At 52.9% G+C, this 21,673-nt stretch carries 19 protein-coding genes; 17 read left to right on the forward strand and 2 right to left on the reverse strand.

All coding sequences use genetic code 11. From position 1 onward, the window contains the following. Positions 1-216 precede the first annotated feature (216 nt). Both KNP82_RS15080 and KNP82_RS15085 read left to right on the forward strand, forming a co-directional pair. Entirely contained in the window at positions 217-1,509 is a 1,293-nt protein-coding gene (locus KNP82_RS15080; protein ID WP_214828720.1) for an ISL3 family transposase, read from the forward strand. A 12-nt stretch (positions 1,510-1,521) separates the two neighbouring features. After that, positions 1,522-1,716 (forward strand): transposase, encoded by a 195-nt coding sequence (locus tag KNP82_RS15085; RefSeq protein WP_214828723.1) that lies wholly within the window; start codon positions 1,522-1,524, stop codon positions 1,714-1,716. A gap of 470 nt (positions 1,717-2,186) precedes the next feature. Here the strand turns inward: KNP82_RS15085 and KNP82_RS15090 are convergent, their stop codons facing one another. After that, positions 2,187-3,068: a tyrosine-type recombinase/integrase gene (locus KNP82_RS15090; protein ID WP_214828726.1), complete on the reverse strand. Its 882-nt coding sequence runs from the start codon at positions 3,066-3,068 to the stop codon at positions 2,187-2,189. Positions 3,069-3,073: 5 nt separating this feature from the next. Then, a complete protein-coding gene (locus KNP82_RS15095) occupies positions 3,074-3,526 on the reverse strand; it encodes a sigma factor (RefSeq protein WP_214828729.1) in 453 nt (150 codons plus the stop codon). Between the two features lie 309 nt (positions 3,527-3,835). On the opposite strand from KNP82_RS15095, the gene KNP82_RS15100 reads away from it, so the two are divergent. The 15 genes from KNP82_RS15100 to KNP82_RS15170 all read left to right on the forward strand — a co-directional run. Continuing rightward, the gene (locus tag KNP82_RS15100) at positions 3,836-4,987 is read left to right on the forward strand and encodes an ROK family transcriptional regulator (protein ID WP_214828732.1); all 1,152 of its coding nucleotides are present in this window, start codon (positions 3,836-3,838) and stop codon (positions 4,985-4,987) included. A 167-nt stretch (positions 4,988-5,154) separates the two neighbouring features. Then, positions 5,155-5,601 carry a hypothetical protein gene (locus KNP82_RS15105; RefSeq protein ID WP_214828735.1) on the forward strand — a complete coding sequence of 149 codons (447 nt, stop codon included), beginning with the start codon at positions 5,155-5,157 and terminating at the stop codon, positions 5,599-5,601. A gap of 19 nt (positions 5,602-5,620) precedes the next feature. Further along, positions 5,621-6,922 (forward strand): ABC transporter substrate-binding protein, encoded by a 1,302-nt coding sequence (locus tag KNP82_RS15110; RefSeq protein WP_251128786.1) that lies wholly within the window; start codon positions 5,621-5,623, stop codon positions 6,920-6,922. Positions 6,923-6,988: 66 nt separating this feature from the next. Continuing rightward, a complete protein-coding gene (locus KNP82_RS15115; RefSeq protein WP_214828741.1) occupies positions 6,989-7,942 on the forward strand; it encodes a carbohydrate ABC transporter permease in 954 nt (317 codons plus the stop codon). Between the two features lie 12 nt (positions 7,943-7,954). Beyond that, positions 7,955-8,740 (forward strand): carbohydrate ABC transporter permease, encoded by a 786-nt coding sequence (locus KNP82_RS15120; protein WP_131472964.1) that lies wholly within the window; start codon positions 7,955-7,957, stop codon positions 8,738-8,740. Positions 8,741-8,758: 18 nt separating this feature from the next. After that, positions 8,759-10,747 carry a beta-galactosidase gene (locus KNP82_RS15125; RefSeq protein ID WP_214828744.1) on the forward strand — a complete coding sequence of 663 codons (1,989 nt, stop codon included), beginning with the start codon at positions 8,759-8,761 and terminating at the stop codon, positions 10,745-10,747. Beyond that, positions 10,744-12,810, forward strand: coding sequence for an alpha-galactosidase (locus KNP82_RS15130; RefSeq protein WP_214828747.1), 2,067 nt, complete (start codon positions 10,744-10,746; stop codon positions 12,808-12,810). Before KNP82_RS15125 ends, KNP82_RS15130 begins: the two co-directional genes overlap by 4 nt. Positions 12,811-12,832: 22 nt before the next feature. Continuing rightward, positions 12,833-14,017: a galactokinase gene (locus KNP82_RS15135; RefSeq protein WP_214828750.1), complete on the forward strand. Its 1,185-nt coding sequence runs from the start codon at positions 12,833-12,835 to the stop codon at positions 14,015-14,017. After that, entirely contained in the window at positions 14,014-15,021 is a 1,008-nt protein-coding gene (galE, locus tag KNP82_RS15140; protein ID WP_214828753.1) for a UDP-glucose 4-epimerase GalE, read from the forward strand. Before KNP82_RS15135 ends, galE begins: the two co-directional genes overlap by 4 nt. Further along, positions 15,018-16,532, forward strand: a complete 1,515-nt coding sequence (locus tag KNP82_RS15145; RefSeq protein ID WP_214828756.1) for a UDP-glucose--hexose-1-phosphate uridylyltransferase — start codon at positions 15,018-15,020, stop codon at positions 16,530-16,532. The genes galE and KNP82_RS15145 overlap by 4 nt, the downstream gene beginning before the upstream one ends. A gap of 14 nt (positions 16,533-16,546) precedes the next feature. After that, positions 16,547-17,518, forward strand: coding sequence for an aldose epimerase family protein (locus KNP82_RS15150; protein ID WP_353049073.1), 972 nt, complete (start codon positions 16,547-16,549; stop codon positions 17,516-17,518). Between the two features lie 277 nt (positions 17,519-17,795). Further along, the gene (locus KNP82_RS15155) at positions 17,796-19,163 is read left to right on the forward strand and encodes an IS1182 family transposase (RefSeq protein ID WP_214828762.1); all 1,368 of its coding nucleotides are present in this window, start codon (positions 17,796-17,798) and stop codon (positions 19,161-19,163) included. A 334-nt stretch (positions 19,164-19,497) separates the two neighbouring features. Next, complete coding sequence (locus KNP82_RS15160) at positions 19,498-19,794, forward strand: hypothetical protein (protein WP_214828765.1); 297 nt, start codon at positions 19,498-19,500, stop codon at positions 19,792-19,794. A gap of 80 nt (positions 19,795-19,874) precedes the next feature. Beyond that, positions 19,875-20,870: a hypothetical protein gene (locus KNP82_RS15165; RefSeq protein ID WP_214828768.1), complete on the forward strand. Its 996-nt coding sequence runs from the start codon at positions 19,875-19,877 to the stop codon at positions 20,868-20,870. A gap of 165 nt (positions 20,871-21,035) precedes the next feature. Next, a partial coding sequence (locus KNP82_RS15170; protein WP_214828771.1) for a hypothetical protein occupies positions 21,036-21,673 on the forward strand: 638 nt, incomplete at its 3' end.

Here is a 21,673-nt window from a genome sequence, read left to right on the forward strand (position 1 = left end):
ACGCATGCGTTGTCGAAACACTAAAACCCAGCTGGCAAAGTTCTGTACTTTTCGTTGCATTATTGTGCACATTTGTATTGCAAAATACAGGTGAGGAGCCATTCGTCAAGAATCAGGAGATCGATTGTAATCAACGCTGTTAAAATGGTTCTTCCTCACTTTTGATGAAGGTAATCTTCGGGAATTAGTTTACTAAAAGGATTGAAGGGACCAATCATGTTAAACGAGTTTCTTCCAGAACTAGAAGTGGTCGAGGTGAACCGTCGTGATGAAACATATCAGTTCATTTGTCATGGAAAAAAGTCGTGCGCACCCTGTCCCCATTGCACTAAAAGCTCAGATCGTGTCCAAAGCCGATACATCAGGACATTGCACGATGAGCGTGTGTTCGGATTTGATATGCAGCTACGGATTCAGGCAAGACGTTTCTTCTGCGACGAACCAAGCTGTCCCTCAAGCATCTTTACGGAGAGATTTCCTTCCCTGTGTCGACCATACTCCCGCAGAAAAATCCGTTTAGAATGTGGGCTACTGAAGCTCTTAAGTGGGATGAGTGCGATCGGGCTGGAACGTATCTTCAACAATATCAGCGATAGTACGCTAATCCGACTGTTGAAACGCTCACAACATCATCGGAAAACGCCTGACCCTCGCGTGGTCGGCATTGATGACTGGGCCTGGAGAAAACGAAAAAAGTACGGGACAATCATCTGTGATCTAGAGACACGACGCCCAATCGCCTTACTTCCCTCTCGGGATGTCAAAACCGTCTGTGCTTGGATTCGTTCGCATCCCACCATCCAGGTGGTGGCACGTGACGGGTCCATGGAGTTTCGGGAGGCCATCCGTTTGGCCGATGAGACGATTCAGCAGGTGAGTGACCGATGGCACTTGTTTCATAACTTAGGAAAGAAAATTGAAGAAATCTTGAAGCGACGTCTTCCATTTAGCGAAAAAATCCTTCTCGAACCGGATGGCCTTAACGCCGAACGTGAACTGACAGACGCTGAAAGAAGAAAATGGACGCTTATTCTCGCAGTACAACAGGATGCAAGACAGGGTGTTCCGATTTCCGAGTTGATCAGACGTCATCATATCGACCCAAAGACGTGCCGTAAATACCTACAGATGACAGAGCCACCAAGAATCAGTCGGTCACATCGACGACACAGCGCAGACATCTACAAGGGAGACATCTTCAGATGGATCCGCCAAGGTAGGACGACCGAATGGATGTACCGGACGTTGAAGCAGAAAGGATATCTCCGTGGAATCAGTACGTTTCGACCTTATGTGGCAAAATTGAAAAAAGCAGTCCCATACGAGATTAACATCAATCGACGAATCATCCAGAAAGTCCTCTGGGAGGACGAGCCTTCTAACAAACCACTTCTCATAAAGATACTGGACATCCATCCTTTCTTGAAGGTATTGAACGAGCTTGTCCGTTCGTTCAAGAATCTTTTCGGCGAAGCGACGTCTGAACAGGATATCCTAAAATGGTGTTAACAGGCAGAACGGATGAACGAAACCCCACTAGCCTCTTTCACAACCTATATACGAGGGGACATCGATGCCATCCGGCTCGGGATGACGCTGCCCTGTTCAAACGGCATGGTCGAGGGACAGGTCAACCGACTCAAGACGATCAAACGTCAAATGTATGGTCGGGCAGGATTGGAGCTGTTGCGCATCAAAATATTGAATGTCAATTGAGGCTCGTTGTTCTACTGAAATATGAATCGATGTCTACATAACCATAGGGATGAAGCGTTTCATCAAAAGTGAGAAAGAACCATTTTAACAGCGTTGATTACACATGAGTTCGTACTTTGCTCTAACCGTCCGAATATCAGGAAATTTGAAGAGAATGACTTGGTGACTTATCTGATTGTTTGACCGAAGTTATGAGCAGAACGGACATGTGAAATACGAGATTAGTTTCGCTCTCATGGCATTGAACCTTTGGATATTTATCACCATAGGTGTTGCGCAAAATAAAAAGAAGGTTCCAATCACTGAACATCGGTGATTGGAACTTTCTTTTTCATTAAAGAGATTCAGAAGCATATAGTGTTAAGTCCCAGTCTCTTTTCCCTTTTACAGGACAGGATAGAGCGAAGATTTCTCAGTTCTTTTATCTAAGAAAAGACGACATGATATTTTTGTAATTCTAACGTTGTAGTTTACTCGTTCAATAAGTTAATCGTTTCCTGATTCTGCTCTTTCGTGATATGCAAATACAACTCCGTCGTCTCGGTCGAAGAGTGACCGAGTAAGCGACTGATGATGGTGATACTCACTCCAAGATTAAGCAGTTCGGTAGCAAAACTGTGACGGAGAATATGAGTCGTGATTGGGAAATCGAGCTGCTCGTTTGAGACGGCACGCAAGTATTCGTTCACATAGTTCGGACGGACTTGATTGCCGTTCGGCATGACGAACACGTAGGGTGATTCCACCTCCAGCTTGGGGCGCTCGACTTTCATATACCGTTCGAGCGACTCGCGCAGACGGTTCGTCATCGGAATCTCCCGTGACTTGTTGCCTTTCGCGAACTCGATGGCAATCTCATTGCTGTCGAAGCGGATGTTCTTGAACTCTAAATCAAGTATTTCGCTGATGCGAAGACCTGCATCTCCACCCATTAAGAAAATGTTATAAAGCGTCGCGTTTGGCGCATGATATAACAGATTTGACAGTTGGTCCCGACTGATGAAGCGTGACTGACGACGAGTCCCGGCTCCGGTGACATTGACGAGCGCGAACGGACTACTAGCAATCCAGCCCTTCACGACGGCATAACTCATGAATGCTTTCATCGTCATGACGTACGTCTTCACCGTATTCAGTGAATAGTCCTGATCAATCATTTCATCCCGGTATGGAAACGCGTGCGCTACTTCATCGACGTCTTTTAATAGCGTCACATTCGAATCGTGCATCAAGGCTTCAAAACGTCTTAATGTATTGCGATAAGATTTGAGCGTCTTCTTCGCTTTTTGTTGACGCGTTTCTAGGTCCTCTAGATAGACAGTGATGGCGTGATTTAACGTGATGTTTTCCATGTGAGTCACTCCTTGTCATTGATGGCTTCTCTCAGCTCGCGCTGGACATCGGCCTTGTATGCACGTAGCCGACTTGGTGAGTAGGAGAGCGTCTGTTCCGTCCCATCAATTAGATGGCAGAGTAGTTCAAAGTGGCGTGGAGACAACAACATCCGTTGCTCGTCTAGCCAGTCAAAGAGATGTCGTTCCGAGGTCATGCATTGCTCCGGGATTCGTTCCGCTGTGACCTCGTGTTTTAAATGGCGTGCCGTCTTTTGTTGATGGTTCAAGATGGCGCCTCTGACGCGTTGGAAACAGTACGTCTTTGACAACGTGCAGCCGCGGTTCAAGGCTTCCCATAAGGCGATACGGGCAATTTGCGCACAGTCCTCTTGTTCATTCGGGTGAATCGATAAGTGGCGAATGACATAATGAATCATCGGCTCCCACTCGTGAATTTGATCGTCAACCGTCGTCATCGTAATTGCTCTTTTCCGAGCGCTCATTCATTTTCCTAGGTAAGACGAGTCTAATTGATGTTATACACGGTGCGCGACCGATTCTATAGGACACAAGCAGAGGATTTGCACGGAATATAATCATATTTTAGAATACGGATTCAAGTGGCAACGGAGTAACAACAACCAATCGTGGGATAACATCAATTAGACCACTGCACGATATTGAAAATTATATGAGAGCGTTGACAATTGTTTTTCAATCAATCCATGACCGGTTTCCACGGCATGCTATACTAAGAAAAAAGCAAAGAAATGGGTGGAACAGTTATGGGGAAGACGACACCACGGAACTCGAAATGGATGCGGACGTATAACCGCTCGCTCATCCTCCGGCTCATCCGGCTCCATCAGCCGGTGTCCCGGGTCGAGCTCGCCAAGGCGACGAGTTTGACGAAGCCGACGATCTCGAACATCGTCAACGAGCTGAAAGAAGAAGGGCTGATCAACGAACGTGAACTTGGGGTCTCGAGCGGGGGACGACGGCCAATCATGCTTGAACTCGCGGCGAGTGACCGTTTCGTCATCGGCATCGACGCGACGCAGCGACGTTTGCACGGCGTCGTCACGAACATCCATGGGGAGATGTTAGGTGAGGCGTGGCATGACGAGCGGTTCGACACGAACGAGGAGTTCATCGAGGCCATCGTGACGCTATACATAGAACTGGCCGCCAAGGCCCAAGGCGACGTCATCGGGCTCGGGGTGTCCGTCCACGGGATGGTCGAGGCAGGGAATGGGATCGTCCTGTTCGCGCCGCGGTTCCACTTGCATGACATCCCACTCAAACAAGAGCTCGAACAGCGGCTGAACCAGAACGTCTTCGTCGAGAACGACGTACGGACACTCGCCTTAGGGGAGCTGTATTTCGGTGAGGCAATCGGTATCGACGAGTTCTTCTACGTCTACGCCGGCTACGGCATCGGGGGCGCCTACGTCCACGGCGGGGAACTGATCGACGGGGAGCACCATATCGCCGGTGAGATCGGCCATATGCGCATCATGCTCGATGGGCCGATCTGCTCGTGCGGCAACCGTGGCTGCCTCGAGGCGGTTGCCGGGGAACGGGCTATCTTGAACGAGGCCCGGCAGTTGAAGCATGAGCTCAATCTGAACGACCTGCGCGACGCCGTCGGGACGAACGTCGACATCCAGCAGCTGTATGAGCGGGCCGGGGAGTATATCGGCATCGCGACGCTCAACATGATCCACCTGCTCAACCCGAACCGGATTTTGCTCGGGGGACCGCTCTTCAATTACGCGCCGAACGTCGTCGCCAACATCCAGGAACGGGTCGCCCAGACGGCGCTGACGATGGACGCCCGCCAGACGGACATCCGCGTCGTCCCGTGGAACGCGAACCATGGCGCGCTCGGTGCGGCCGCCTTGATCACGAACCAACTGTTCGGCGAGATTCAATGATTCAATCGCTCTCACCTTGAGGGCGATTTTTTGTGTCGAAAAATAATTTGAATGAAACCGTTTACAAGTCTGAAACGGATATGCTATAGTCTGTTTGTAGTTAGATAATAAATTTAATTTACTAAGTAAGGGGTGACACTCTCAAACGGGAAAGTGGAGGGGTAGACATGGACATAGAGACACCATTGCTGAAAGACAAGTTTCACGATATATTCGGTCGCTACGGGGCGACACGGTTGTTCACACGGGACGGTTCAACGTTCAATGAATTGGAAGCGTTCTCAAAAGCGGACGACGTCGTCGTCACCCGCTCACGGCGGGACGGCATCTTCCGGCTCTACGACGAGGAGGCCCGCGACATCCGGCTGTTCCGCGTCTCGGATTTGAACGGGGCCCGCACGAACGACTTCGACGGACTGTTCGAGATGCTTCTATGGCGGTTGAAGCAACAGGACGCGTTGCCGTTCGGGGCCGACCTATACGTCGTCGGATCGTACATAGACGACCATTGGCAGTTTGATTTGGAATTAATCGCATACACACTCACCCGGCTCGGGGATCAACCGATGCCAGACCACTTGATTCGGGAGCTTTGCCTCAAGCTGGTCGCATAACATTCAAAGGAGAATGAACATGAAGAAAACGACAATCGCACTCGCATCATCGGTACTCGTCTTGTCATCACTACTCGCTGCTTGCGGCGGAAAAGAAGAAGCGGCCGCGACGACGGAAGACGGCAAGCCGGTCATTAACTGGTGGGGCTGGGCGCCACAACCAGAAGTTGGGGAAGCCATGGCCAAGGCGTTCAACGAGTCGCAAGACGACTACGTCGTCAAGTTCAAACGTCTCGAGGACTATGAACAACAGCTCCAAGTCGCCATGCTCGGCGGCGACGGCCCAGATGTCATCGGGCTTAAAGAACCGATGATTCCGCAATACAAGGACCGCCTCGTCCCGGCGAAAGACTACATGGACAAAGCGGCCGGCGCGGGCTGGAAAGAGAAGTTGATCGAGCTCGGCGTCGAACAGACGACGGTCGACGGCGAACAGATGGCGGTACCGGTCGGGTTCACGGGCCAGGCGTATCTCATGTACAACAAGACGATGCTCGACAAATACGGCGTGACACCGCCGAAGACGTATGACGAGACGATCGCGGCGATTGACAAGATCAACGCTTCGGGCGACAAGGTCATCCCGATGCAGCTCGGCGCGAAAGACGCCTGGGTCGGCACCGACGTCTTCAACGTCTTGAGCCACCAGGTCGCACCAGGGTACATCCAAAAAGTGCTCGCGGGTGAGGCGAAGTGGACGGACAAAGAGATGGTCGAGACGGCCGAATTGTGGCAACAACTGTTCGAAGACAAAGTGTTCCAAGAAGGCGCTTTGGGTCTCGCGACATATATGGACGGCATGAACAACTTCTTCGACAAGAAGGCGGCGATGTGGGTCATCGGCTCATGGGAAGCCCACTCGATGACGACGGTCGAGAAGCGTGACAAGTGGAACAACTTCGAAGATGAAATCGGCTTCGTCCCGCTCCCGAACCTCGCGGGCGGCACAGAACAACCGGTCATCGCCTCGATCGACATGGCGCTCGGCGTCAACAAAGAGTCGAAACAACAAGACGGCGCTGCCGCCTTCATCGCCTATATGACGCAAGGCGAAGGCCAAGCGCTCTACATGGAGAAGTTCGAGATGGCTCCGGCCGTCAAGGACATCGAAGTGGCGTACGAGGACAAGTTCACGTCTGACGTGGAACGCGAGTCGTACAAAATCTTGAACGAGACGGTGAAGAACGCCGTCGCGGGACGCGGCATCCGTGACCCGAAAGTATACGACACGCTAGGCAAAGAACTTCAAAACATCGCCGGCGGTCAAGACGCTAAGAAAGCGCTCGAGCGCATCCAAGCCATCGCTGATCAAGGTAAATAATCGAACGAGCGCCAGTGGCCAGCCTGACTGGCGCTCGATTTTTTGATAGGAAAGTGAGGGAACCTTATGCAACACGCAACCGAGTTACCGGAAGAACAGCCGAAGCTGTCGGCGGTCCCGCCGCAACGACCGGATTCGACGAAGAAGAAAGCGCAGCTGAAGAAGAACTTGATTGGCTGGGCGTTCGTCGCCCCGACCGTCCTGTTCGTCATCGCCTTCATCTATTACGGCATCTTCTATAACGCCTATCACTCGCTGTTCTCATGGGATGGCATCTCGTTCGAGAAGACGTACATCGGCTTCGAGAACTTCGGCCGCATGTTCAGCGACCCGGAATTTTATAACGCGCTCAAGAACACGGGCATCTTCACCGTCTTGACCGTGACGATTCAAGCCGGTCTCGGGCTCGTCTTGGCCTACCTGCTCCACACGAAAGGCGTCGGCCGCACGTTCTTCAAGTCGGTGTTCTTCTTCCCGGTCGTGTTGAGCCCGGTCGTATTGGGCGCAGCGTTCTCACAAATCTTCGACTTCCAGTTCGGCTATATCAACGAATTCCTCCGCATGGTCGGTCTCGGTGCATTCGAACAGAACTGGCTCGGCGACCAGGACGTCGCCTTATACGCCATCATCTTGATCAACATCTTCCAATGGACGGGCTCGTCGATGATCATGTACTACATGGCGATGCTCGCCATCGAGCGTGAAGTGTTCGAAGCGGCCAACATCGACGGCGCCGGTTTCTGGCGCACGCTCTGGAGCGTCGTGTTCCCGAATCTTAAAGGGACGACGTTCACGCTGACGATCCTCGGGGTCATCGGCGGACTGAAGACGTTCGATATCGTCTGGATCTCGACGCAAGGTGGACCGGGTAACTCGACCGAGGTCATCTCGACGTACCTGTTCCGCAAATCGATGTTGCACCAAGAGGTCGGCTACGCCAGTGCCGTCGCCATCATCTTGCTGATCATCGCGCTCAGCATCACGTACTTCCAGACACGCGTACAGAAGAAAATGGACTGAGGAGGGATACCCATGGAAATCCAAACGAAAAAAGGAAGATGGCTCACCAATCTCGGCTTGTCGCTCATGGCGGTCATTTGGTTGTTCCCGATCTTCGTCATGTTCAAAGAGAGTTTACGGGTCAACGGCTTCAGTAACTATATCGCGACGTTACAGAACCCGAACTTCCCTCAGTTTGTCTTCAACAGTTTCATCGTCGCGTTCTTTATGATCATCATCTCGATCTCGTTTCTTGCCTTCGCGGCGTTCGGCTTCTCGAAGCTCGAGTTCGCGGGGAAACGGTTACTCTTCAACCTCGTCTTGGCCGGGCTCATGTTGCCGGTCGCGTCGCTCATCGTCCCGCTCTTCTTCACGTTGCGCAACCTTGACGGCTTGAACAGCTACTGGGGATTGATCGGAGCCGAGGTGGCGTTCTTCCTCCCGTTCGGACTCATGCTCATCAAGAGCTACTTCGACGAGCTGCCGAACGAACTGATGGAAGCAGCCCATATCGACGGGGCGACGACGTTCCAAATCTTCTATAAGATCATGATGCCGCTCGCCAAGCCGGCGCTCGCGACGGCGACGATCTATGCGTTTCTCAACTCGTGGAACGAGTATTTGATGGTCCTCACGTTCATGACGGACCCGGCCTATCAGACGGTGACGATGGCCCCGACGTTCTTCACGGAAGCGCTCGGTGGTGACCCAGGTAAACTATACGCCTCGCTCGTGTTGATCAGCTTGCCGACGATGGTGTTCTATATCTTCTTCCAACGCTTCTTACAGAAAGGCATGACTTCGGGAGCGGTCAAATAATCGATTGAGGTGAATCAAATGTATGTAGGTGTAGATTATTACCCAGAACAGACGGACCGCGCCCTGTGGGACGAGGACGTCCGCTTGATGAAAGAGCTCGGTGTCAACGTGATCCGCATGGCGGAGTTCGCGTGGACAATGATGGAGCCGTCCGACGGCGAGTTCGACTTCTCGTTTTGGGACGAGGTCGTCGACACGTTCGGCAAAGACTTCGACGTCATCCTCGGCACGCCGACGGCGACGCCACCGGCCTGGTTGATCGAGAAATATCCGGACATCTTGCCGGTGACGGCGGACGGGGTCCGCATCAGTTTCGGCGCCCGCCGCCACTATACGGTCAACAGTCCAGTATACCGCGAGTATTGCGAGCGTATCACGCGCAAGATGGCGGAACGTTACGGGAAGCATCCGGCCGTCATCGGCTGGCAGACCGACAACGAGTACGGCCACGAGAAATCGGACCGCTCGTACGGCGACGTCGACCAAGTCGCGTTCCAAGCTTGGCTACAAGACCGCTATGAGACGCTCGACGCGTTGAACGCGGCCTGGGGGACCGTCTTCTGGAGCCATACATACTCGGCATGGAGTCAGATTCCGGTCCCTCGTACCGTGTTCCAAGAGCACAACCCGTCGCTCCTCGTCGACTTCGACCGCTTCTGCTCGGACGCGTACCGTTCGTTCAATAAGCTCCAAGTCGACACGCTCCGGCCGCTCATCCATGACGACGCGTTCATCACACATAACCTCGTCTATAGCGACATGGCGATCAACCAGCAACAGATGGCCCAAGACCTCGATTACGTCTCGTTCGACAATTATCCGGTCTGGGGCGGTCTGCCGGAGCCGAACCGTTTCGAGAAGACGGCACACGACCATGACTTGTGCCGCTCATCGAAACAAGGCAAAGGCTTCTGGGTGATGGAGCAGCTCAGTGGTGCGCAAGGCTGGAGCCGGATCGGCTACTTGCCGCGACCGGGCCACATCCGTCTGTGGACGCATCAGGCCGTCGCCCGCGGCGCCGAAGCCATCGTTTATTTCCGCTTCCGGGCCGCTCATTTCGGGACCGAGGAGTTCTGCCACGGCATCATCGATCACGACGGCAAGCCGAAACGGAAGTTCGATGAAGTGCAAGGCGTCATGAAAGAGCTCTCGACGCATGGCGATATAATCAACGCGGCTGAATATAAGGCCGACGTCGCCGTCTACTTCGACCAAGAGAACCTATGGGCATGGACGCACCAACCGCACTCGGACGCGTTCAACTTCAAGCAAGAGTTCGTCCGCTTTTACGGGGCGGCCGTCCGCCAAGGTGTCAACACGGATATCGTCTTCCCAGGCGACGCACTCGACCGCTATAAACTCGTCGTCGTGCCGCTCTATTTCCTCGGAAATGACACGTTCGATGCGTCACTCATCGACTATATCGAGAACGGCGGCCACGTCATCTTCACGTACCGGACGGGCGTCAAAGACCCAATCAACCGCTGTCACTTCGATACGCTCCCAGGCAAGTTCGCGAAATACGCCGGCATCGAGATCGATGAGTACGAGAGCTTACAAGCGGTCCAGTCGAACCAAGTCAGACTCGGTGACTATGTGTCCGAGGCGAACATCTGGTGCGATTTGATCACGCCGAAGGATGCCGACGTGCTCGCGACGTATGAGCAGGCGTTCTACAAAGGGACGGCCGCCGTCACACGCCACACGTACAAGGGCGACGTGACGTATATCGGCTCATCGGTCGACGATGCGATGCTCGATGTGATTTACAACGAGGCGCTCACACGCGCCGGTATCGATGCCAACCGCCTCCCGGACGATGTCGAGAAAGTCGACCGCCACGGCGATGGATACGTCATTCGCTTCTACATGAACCATTCGACGGACGTGACGTCGACGGTCGACGTGTTAGGCGACTGGCAAACGCTCGAGGGGGAAGCAGTATCAGGCAAGCTCGAGCTCAATCCGCTCGATGTCGTCATCTTGAAGCAGGAGGTGGAGGCATGATTTACCGCTTTGAAAACCGCTTCGTGATTGAAGGGACAAACCTCGCCTACGTGTTCGACGTCGACGCCCGCGGACGACTCGTCCATCAATATCTCGGTGGCCGGCTCCTTGAAGCCGATTATGCCGAGCTGCCGGACGCACGCATTTTGCATTCGTCATTTGAGACACCAGAAGGCGTCGCCGCGTACGAATTCGCCTCGTTCGGTGACCTCGTCTATACGGAACCGACGTTGAAGAGCCGCACCGAAAGTGAACGGCTACATGCCTTCACGTTCCAGGATGCCCGCATCGATGGCGACACGCTCGAAATCGACTTGGTCGATTCGATCCAACAGTTGACGGTGACGCTCCACTTCAAGGTGTATGCAGCGTACGACATCATCGAACGCAAGATGACGATTCAGACAGGCGAGACGGTGACGCTCGAGAGCGCACAGTCGTTCAGCCTCGGCTTGACGGAACGCAAGCTTCGCCTCAGTCATTTCAGTGGGGCGTGGACGAGCGAGTTCCGGCTCCAGCAAGGCGACTTGCTCCCAGGTAAAAAAACGATCGAGAGCCGCCGCGGTTTGACGAGCCACCAAAGCAATCCGTGGTTCGCGCTCGACCAGTCGGCGACGGAAGAAAACGGTGAGGTTATTTACGGCTTCCTCGGTCACTCCGGCAACTGGGCGATCCACTTCGAACGCGACCAGTTCGGCTTCACGCAAGTGACAGGCGGACTCAACCCGTTCGACTTCGCGAAGAGACTCGAAGTGGGTGAGTCGTTCACGACACCGACCGGCTATATCGGCTACACGCAACAGGGATTCGGCGGCATGAGCCGGAACGCGCATGATTTCGAGCGCGACGTCATCATGCCGGAACGGACGCGCGAGACGCTCCGACCTGTGCTGTATAACTCATGGGAGGCGACGTATTTCGACGTCAGCGAGGACGGTCAGAAACGGCTCGTCGATGAGGCAGCCGCGATCGGCTGCGAGCTGTTCGTCGTCGACGACGGCTGGTTCGGCGAACGGAACTCGGACGCGGCCGGTCTCGGGGATTGGCACGTCAACACGACGAAGTTCCCGAACGGGCTCGAACCGCTCATCCGTTACGTCGAGGGCAAAGGCCTCCAGTTCGGCCTCTGGGTCGAACCGGAGATGGTTAACCCGGATTCGGATTTGTACCGGGCGCATCCCGATTGGATTTACCAGACGGGCGGACGCCCATCGACGACGTCGCGCAACCAGTTCGTGTTGAACTTGGCGCTCCCAGAAGTCGAGGCGCACGTGACCGGTCTATTGGACGAGCTGCTGTCGAAGCATGCGATCCGCTATATCAAGTGGGACATGAACCGCGCCTTCTCGGAGCCGGACAGCCCGCAATTACGCGACGCGAAAGAGCTGTGGCTCCGCCACACGGAAGCCGTCTATCGCATTCTCGATACGCTCCGGGCCAAACATCCGGACGTCGCTTTCGAGTCATGCGCCGGCGGTGGGGGACGGATCGACCTCGGTGTGCTCATGCGCGTCGAACAAGTCTGGACGAGCGACAATACCGATGCGCTCGACCGGCTCGAGATTCAGGAAGGCTTCTCGTACGCCTATAATGCCAAGATGATGAGCTGCTGGGTGACGGACGCGCCGAACTGGCTGAACGGCCGCTCGCTCCCGCTCAAGTTTAGGTTCGTCAGCGCGATGCAAGGTACGCTCGGCATCGGCGGCAACCTGCTCGAATGGAGCAAGGACGAGCTTGTTGAGGCGGCACAATGGATCGAGACGTACAAGTCGATCCGCCCGCTCGTCCAGCACGGCACGAGCTATCGCCTCGCCTCGCTCAAGACGGACGGGGTACATGCGATGGGTTACACGGACGGGGAGGATTATGTCGTCCTCGTCAACGCCGACCGTCGTCATTACGGTAAGAACCGATTGCGCGTCAAACTCGCCGGGCTCGACCCGGAGCGCGTTTACGTTTACGACGATCGACGCGTGAGCGGACGCTATTTGATAGAACAAGGCCTCACACTCACACAACAACAGGACTATGACGCGTATTGCCTGGTCATCCGCCCGGCATGAGCAAAGAAAGGGATGGAGTCGTATGCTTTCATTTGATTCAGCACACCTGAACGAACAGTTCGAGACCGTGTTCTCGGCAAGCCCCGAGCGAAGCTTCTTCGCACCGGGCCGCATCAACTTGATCGGCGAACACACCGATTACAACGGAGGCCACGTCTTTCCATGTGCCATCACGTTCGGCACGTACGGGCTAGTCCGGAAACGTGAGGATGAACTAATCCGCGTCTACTCGCTCAACTTCGAGGACGTCGGTATCGTCTCATTCCCGCTGACGGATGGGACGTATGACGCGCAGCATGACTGGGCGAACTACGTCAAAGGCGTCGTCGCGCTCCTGCGCGCGGACGGGCACGCGGTCGGAGGATTCGATTTCCTTCTCGCCGGCAATATCCCGAACGGTGCCGGCTTGTCATCGTCGGCCTCGCTCGAACTCGTGACGGCGCTCATGATCAATGAGGTATACGGACTCGGTCTCGATCGGATTGACCTCGTCCATCTCGGACAGCGCGTCGAGAATGACTTCATCGGCGTCAACAGTGGCATCATGGACCAGTTCGCGATCGGGATGGGGAAAGCGGACCACGCCATCCTGCTCGACTGCGACACGCTCCATCACGACTACGCACCGATCACGCTCGATGGATATGACATCTTGATTATGAACACGAACAAGCGCCGTGAACTCGCCGACTCGAAATATAACGAACGGCGCACCGAATGCGATACGGCGCTCGGCCTGTTGCAGCAACATTTCGATGTCGCCTCGCTCGGGCAACTGTCGGTCGAGACGTTCGAGACGGTGGCGGACGAGCTCCCGGAGACGCTCCGGAAGCGGGCGCGCCATGCCATCTCGGAGAACGAGCGGACGAAGCTCGCCTTCACCGCGCTAGAGGACGGACGGCTCGACGCGTTCGGTCAATTGATGAACGACTCGCACGCGTCACTGAAGCATGACTACGAAGTGACGGGCCGCGAGCTCGACACGCTCGTCGCCGCGACGCAAAGTTGCGACGGCGTCATCGGCAGCAGGATGACAGGCGCCGGCTTCGGTGGTTGCGCCATCGCCATCGTCGACAAGACGACGACGGAAGCGGTCATCGAGACCGTGTCGACCGTGTATGAAGCAGAGATCGGCTATGCGCCGACATTTTATATCGCGTCCGTCGGGGACGGGGCGCGTGAACTCGTAGAGGAGGAAGTGAAATGAGTGTACTCGTCGTCGGAGGGGCCGGTTATATCGGCTCCCATGCAGTCCGCGCCTTGCTTGCGCGCGGGGAAGACGTCATCGTGATCGACAACTTGCAGACCGGTCACATCGAATCGGTGCCGAAACAGGTCCGTTTCTATGACGGGGATATCCGCGACCGTGCCTTTATGGACCAGACGTTCGCGAACGAATCGATCACCGAGGTGCTCCATTTCGCGGCCAACTCGCTCGTCGGCGAGTCGATGGATGAGCCGCTCGCGTATTACGACAACAACGTCTTCGGCACACAAGTGTTGCTCGAGACGATGCGCAAACACGGCGTGACGCGCATCGTCTTCTCCTCGACGGCGGCGACATATGGCGACCAGGACGAGATGCCGATCCGAGAGACGGCTGCGACGAACCCGACGAACACGTACGGGGCGACGAAGCTCGCGATGGAGACGATGATGAAATGGTGCGACCGCGCCTTCGGTATCCGTTTCGTGGCGCTTCGTTACTTCAACGTCGCCGGTGCCGACCCGACCGGTGAGATCGGTGAGGACCATATGCCGGAGACGCACCTGATTCCGCTCGTGCTCGAAGTGGCAAACGGGAAACGGGACGCAATCACCGTGTTCGGCGACGATTACGAGACGCCGGACGGGACATGTATCCGCGATTACATCCACGTGCAAGACCTCGTCGACGCCCATTTGCGCGCGCTCGATTATTTGAAACAAGGCGGTGCGAGCGACGTGTTCAATCTCGGAACGGAGACGGGGCTATCGGTGCTCGAGATCATCGAGGCGGCCCGTCGCGTGACAGGACATGCCATCCCGGTGCAGATGGGCGTCCGTCGTGCCGGTGACCCGGCGATGCTGATCGCGTCACCGGACAAGGCGAAACAAGTACTCGGCTGGGTGCCGGAACGGTCGACGGTCGATGTCATTCTCGCCGACGCCTGGAACTGGCACAAGCATCATCCCGAAGGCTATAAACATGTCGAAGGGGTGAGACGATGATTGAATCTACGATTGAAGCGCTCGTCGAGGCGGCAATTCGGGAGGAACTGATTACGGAACAGGATCGCGTCTATGCGCGGAACCGTATCCTCGCCCGAATCAATCAGCTCGATTTCACGAAACCGACGTTCGTCCCACACGACTCGATCCCGAATCTGCTCGAGACATTGACAGAACACGCGGTCGAACGCGGGCTCGTCGACGACTTGCTCGAAGAGAAGGACCAGTTCATGGCCGAGGTCATGGACGTGTTCGTCTCGAAACCATCTGAGGTGACGCGCACGTTCAACGCGCTTCGAGCTGCCGATGTTGAAGCGGCGACGGATTTCTTCTATAAGATGAGTCAGGCGTCGAACTATATCCAGACGAAACGGATTGCCAACAACATCACGTACAAGGCACCGACCCGCTACGGCACGCTCGATATCACGATCAACCTGTCGAAGCCGGAGAAGGACCCGCGCGAGATTGCACGGGCTCGCCTGCAACCGACGCCGGAGACGAACTATCCGAAAGGGTTGCTCGCGATTGAAAACGAGGGCTACGGCGGCCACTTGAAACATCCGGCCCGGGCCAATCACCGCATCATCCCGCTCACACTCGGCGGACAGGCGTGGTCGTTCCAATATTCGCCGTACCTCTACTACAACGAGCACTCGATTTTGTTGTCGAACGACGTGCGGGACATGGTCATCGACCGGGGCGCGTTCGAGCGTCTGCTCGATTTCGTGTCGCAGTTCCCGCATTACTTCGCCGGGTCGAACGCGGACTTGCCGATCGTCGGTGGATCGATTTTGACGCACGACCATTATCAGGCCGGCCGCTACCGGTTTGCGATGGACGATGCCAAGGTCGTCTCGACGTATCGCTCGGACCGTTACGATCAAGTCGAAATCGAGACGCTCTATTGGCCACTCTCGGTCGTGCGGCTCCGCTCACACCAGAAAGAGCAGCTCGTCATGTTGGCGAACCAGCTGCTCGGTCACTGGCGCGAGTATGGTGACGGTGATATCGTCCCGTATTCAGGTGACACCCGTCACAACACGGTGACACCGATCGCGCGCCGCCGCGACGGACGTTATGAGCTCGACCTCGTCCTCCGCAACAACCAGACGAGCGATGAGCATCCGGACGGCATCTTCCATCCGCACGCCGACGTCCACCACATCAAACGTGAGAATATCGGTTTGATTGAAGTGATGGGGCTCGCCGTGTTGCCGGCACGATTGAAGGCTGAACTCGAACAAGTCGTCCGCTATGTGGCCGGTGAAGACGTTGAAGTGGCGGACATGCACCGCGCTTGGGCGGATGAGTTGAAGGCGAAAGAAGGCGACGCGAAGACGATTGTCGACCAGGCCGTCGTCGACAAGTTTGTCAAAGGACTTGAGGACGCGGGCGTGTTCAAACAGACGGTGGAAGGACAGGAACGTTTTACCGCGTTCATGGCTTCGTTCCTCAGCCACGTCGATAAAGTGGAGTACGGAGCGACGACTACGGGAATGAACAGGTAAACTAGTTGAAGTAGGTGAGCCAGTTGAGAGAAGCAACGATTGAAAACAAGAACGGTATGCGCTTGTCTGCCATTTCATACGGATGTGCCATGACCGAGTTGACGGCACCGGACCGTAACGGGAATATGGACTCCGTCATTTTGAAGTACGATAGTCCCGAGCAGTACCTCGAGAACCCGGTTTATCTCGGTTCTGTCGTCGGACGAATCGCTGGACGGATCCGCAATGCGGAGATTGATGGTGTGGCCTTGACCCCAAGCGAGGCCCCGCATCATATCCACGGCGGAGACGACGGCATCACGGCCAGGCATTGGGACATGGACGTCGAGGGGCAGGCGATTACCTTTACGTATGTAAGCCCAGATGGGGAAGAGGGGTATCCCGGCAACGTCACGTTCAAGGTCGTCTATGAGTTGACGGACGACAACGAACTGGTCGTCACGATGACGGCCCAGACGGACGAACGGACGTGGGTCAACTTGAACCATCACAACTATTTCAATCTCGGCGGACGGCCGACGATTCATGACCATGTGTTGACGCTGCCGGCCGACCACGTTGCGAAGCTCGATGACGAGTCGTTGCCGACGGGCGAGTTACTTGAAGTGGAAGCGACACCGTTCGACTTCCGTGACGGGAAGCGAGTCGGTGAAGCGATTACGTCGGAGGACGAAGCGATTGTTAAGGCTGGGGGACTGGATCACCCGTTCATCTTGAAGGACGGGGTGACCCGGCTGCATGATCCGGTGAGCGGACGCGTCATGGACGTCGAAACGAACCAACCAGTCATGGTCGTCTATACGGCGAACTTCCTCAGTGAAGAGACACCGGTCACGCTTGAGGGACGGCAAAAGCATAGTGCCATCTGTCTTGAAGCCCAAGCGTTCCCGGACGCACCGAACCATCCAGACATCGCCACATCGATTGAACTGAAACCAGAGGAGTTGTATCACTCGAGGACGGTTTATCGGTTTGGGGTGGAGTGAAATATAAAAGCTCATTATGCTATTGCATAATGAGCTCAGACTGTAGACAAAACATTGTCTGCAGTCTTTTTTATTTGCCCGACCGGGCACAGCTCGCTTTTCTGGGGGCAAGCAGGGAGCCGCATCGCGACTTTGTCGCTGCTGGGTCTCCCTTTGCTTGCTAATCCCCTGGAATTCTCGCCGTGCCCGCAGTCGGCCCACGCATCAATCCCCCTTTTCGTACCATCGTCGCTTTTTTATAATGAGAGATATAGAAACAGTTATGGAGGAGAATCGGATGATCAGGAAATCAACAGAATCGGAAACCAATCGGACACAACTGGAGATGGTCACGCTCGACGAGCTTGTGCCAGCGGACCATCTGGTCCGAAAAATCGAGGCGGTGATCGACTTTGAGTTCATCTATCCGCTCGTGGAGGACTTATATTCTGAGGACCGTGGCCGGCCAAGCGTCGACCCTGTCGTCCTGATCAAGATGGCCTTCCTTCAGTACCTGTTCGGTATCCGATCCATGCGACAGACGATTCGTGAGATCGAGACGAACGTCGCATACCGTTGGTTTCTCGGGTTCGGATTCACGGACAAGGTGCCACATTTCTCGACGTTCGGGAAGAACTATGTGCGTCGATTCCAGTACACGAGCTTATTCGACGACATCTTCTTTCATATCCTTGAACAGGCTGCGGACGCAGGGTTCATCGATCGCGCCGTCCTATTCGTCGACTCGACACACGTCAAAGCGAACGCAAACAAGCGGAAGCTCGTCAAGAAGACCGTCCGGCAAGAGGTGAAACACTATCAGGAACAACTCGATGCCGAGGTCGAGCGAGACCGCGAAGAAAGTGGAAAGAAGCCCTTAGGGCCAAAAAAGAATCAGGCGGAGGAGACGAAGGAAATCAAGGTCAGCACGACAGACCCTGAGAGTGGATATTACGTAAAAGGTGAGCGTGAGAAGCAGTTCGCTTACTCTGTCCATGCGGCGAGCGACGCCCATGGGTTCGTGCTCGGTGCTATCGTCACACCGGGTAACGTGCACGATAGTGTAGCGTTCCCCGATCTGCTCGACAAGGTCTCCGACCGCCTGATTCAACCGTTCGCCGTCGCCGACGACTCCGCCTATAAAAATCCGGCCATTGCCAAGCTGCTGATTGACCGTGGGATCCTGCCGGTCTTCCCATACACCCGCCCGAAGGGTAAGAAGGGCGCCTTCAAGACCAAGGATTTCATCTACGACGAGCACCATGACGTCTACATCTGCCCAAACAACGAGTTATTAACGTACAGCACGACGATGCGCGAGGGGAAACGCAAGTACGTCTCGAATCCCAAGGTTTGTGTGAACTGCCCGCTGCTCGAGCAGTGCACGAAGAGCCAGAAGCACCAGCGGATAATCGAACGACACCTCTGGCAACCCTATATGGACGAGGTCGAAGACCTCCGCCACACGGAATTGAACCGCAACATCTATTACCGTCGTAAACAGACGGTCGAGCGCGTGTTCGCGGACGCAAAAGAGAAGCATGGCATGCGTTGGACCCGTTATCGGGGACTTGAAAAAGTTTCAATGCAGGCGATGCTTACTTTTGCTGCCCTCAATCTCAAGAAGATGGCGGGCTGGGCATGGAAGAACGCCCAGCCCGCCTGAAAAGGGGCTCGGGCAGAGCGCCTAAAGGCCCGAAAACGACAAAGTCACGTTTCAGTTCGCCTGAAACGTGACTTTGTCTACAATCTGAGCTCATTATGCTATTGCATAATGAGCTTTTATATTTGGGAAAAAGACAGAAACTCATTTATACCGTCAACAAAAATTAAAACTCAATCTTTTCATAATCCTTGTAACATAAGTAAAAAGGATAATATTTTCGAGAATTTATTTCGAGCAATTACGAAAGAAGTTCTAATGAATGCTTTACAATGTTTATATTAGGTGATATTGTATTTTTAAGGGCAAGTCATGCTCATCAATTGGAGGGATGTAAATGTATTATTCAGATCAAGATTTTGCAGAGAAGGTAGGCGACAAGCCAGGTAATGTTCGATTTTTTAAGAAATGTTTACGAGATTTAGGGCTTATTGGAAGTCGTCAACAACTATCCGATGAATACTTGGAAATTTTTAAAGAAGTTAGTGATTTTAGAGATGAGAGTAGGTCGACATGGGAAGTCGCGATGGAAAATGTTCTTCCAAGGTATGTCAATCAAGAAGACACAAAAAATGAACGTGAAATTTTAGAAGAGATTCTAGAAGTGCTAAAGCGAATCGAACAAAAAATGTAATGTAATGCGTTGATGACTAAGTACACTGAGTTCTAAGTTTTATCATTTTCTATCCCATACCATTGAAAAGAGGCCAAATAATGACAACGAATTTTGAAAGCAATCAGTTTCATCTATCAGAAGAAGAAATGAAACGATTAGAGAAATGGTTTGGTTACGGCGCCTTTCGAGAAGCTGACATCGTATTTTTTGGGAACGAAGAAGGGCTTGGTGGCTATCCGATTGAAGCGGTGCGCGCTCGAACACGAGTGTATGGTAATAATTCAGATACATGGTTAGATAAAAACTGGGAAAATGGATATTGGGATGAAACCGGTGATACAGGATATAACTTGGTTGGGGAAGTCACGAATGAAATTCGTGCTGAAAAAGGATTGGTACCACATAATATAAAAGAAGGTAATCCGAATTCAACTATGTTGGATTTTCAAGCCCGTTTACTTCTGGCATTAGAGAAACCGGAATATGATTGGTTTGCTTTAAAGCGAGGTAAAAGGAACGAAGAGACAACGGATAAAACGGATATAACGGATAAATGGAAAGAAAAATATGACCGGATTCAAACTTTATATGATAAAGACCATAAAATAAAAGCTGCATTAATGGACTGGAGACCACTTCCGCGTCAGAATGAAAGTACTTGGCCTTATCAATTGAATCAAAAAGAGTATTTGAAAGCATTTAAACCTGGAAAACGATATGCAAAAAAAATACAGGTTGCCATCAAATCGGATAATTTAGACGGCTTGAATGAATACGGTAAGATGGTCGTTACAAGGACAAAACTCTTGAAGCAAGTCATTGAGCAATTTGATTTTCCGGTGCTCGTTGCGTCTGGAGATCCGGATGCGAAAGAAATCTTATTCAAATTGATATTTGCTGAAAAAGGAATCACATTTGAAGAAAAAACCTTATCTAATGGGAAGCGCTACAAAAAGGCGGTAGTTCATGTAGGGAATCGAGAATTAACCATTTTGTTGAGCTTATTCTTCAATTACCGTAGCAATTGCCTTGGACGTGATGGATTGAAAGGTTTATATGAAGAAGAGCTTTCTCCTTTATTCAAAGATATTTAAATAATTGTTCATCAGACCAACGTTGGCAGTTGGTCTTTTGTTTTGGAAAAAAGTAAATTAGTAACAACTAAGAAAATAATTCCTTTAAAATTCAGGTAAAAGCATAAAAATGGGATTAAACTACATTGTGGACCAAAAATTTTATTGTGAATGAGGCGCAAATGTATGAGAGAAAAGTTATTGAAGTTGCTTATCGTAAGTGTGATTCTGTTATCAACTGTATATCCAATTACGAATGTTAATGCAGCACCAATTCTAAATGGTAATGATTTATCTTTGAAGAAATCAATCTTGGCTGGTAATTATCAAGAAATGAATATGACGATTGATCCATATGCATCGATTAAAACGGTGCATTTGAATTATAAATTGGTGGATCAAAACATGCATCTTCAACTTGATTTAAACGTTAATTCACTTTATTCAGATAAAGCAACAGGAATACGACGAGTTTTTGATTTAGGCAATTGGGAGCTTACTTCTGTTCTAACTGTCTATCGGAATGGAAGCTATAAAATTAATCTCGATACGAGTGAAGGCGGATCGTATGATTTGAGTGCAGGGGACTTTACAGTCTACGCACAAGACGATCAGCCACCAATATTAGAGCGTATATACACAAACACTAACATGATTATTCACAAACAAATGGGAGAAGTATTTTTAGAGGTTAGTGATGAGCTGAGTGAGATTGAAGAAGTAAATGTATCGGTATGTAGACGTCAAGTTGATTTTGACACTTTTTGCTCGTTTGCCTTTTACACTTCTGCCGAAAACAATGATTTCCGGTTTCTCATCCGATG

The sequence above is a fragment of the Exiguobacterium sp. s26 genome, assembly GCF_018618235.1.
Taxonomy (GTDB): domain Bacteria; phylum Bacillota; class Bacilli; order Exiguobacteriales; family Exiguobacteriaceae; genus Exiguobacterium; species Exiguobacterium chiriqhucha.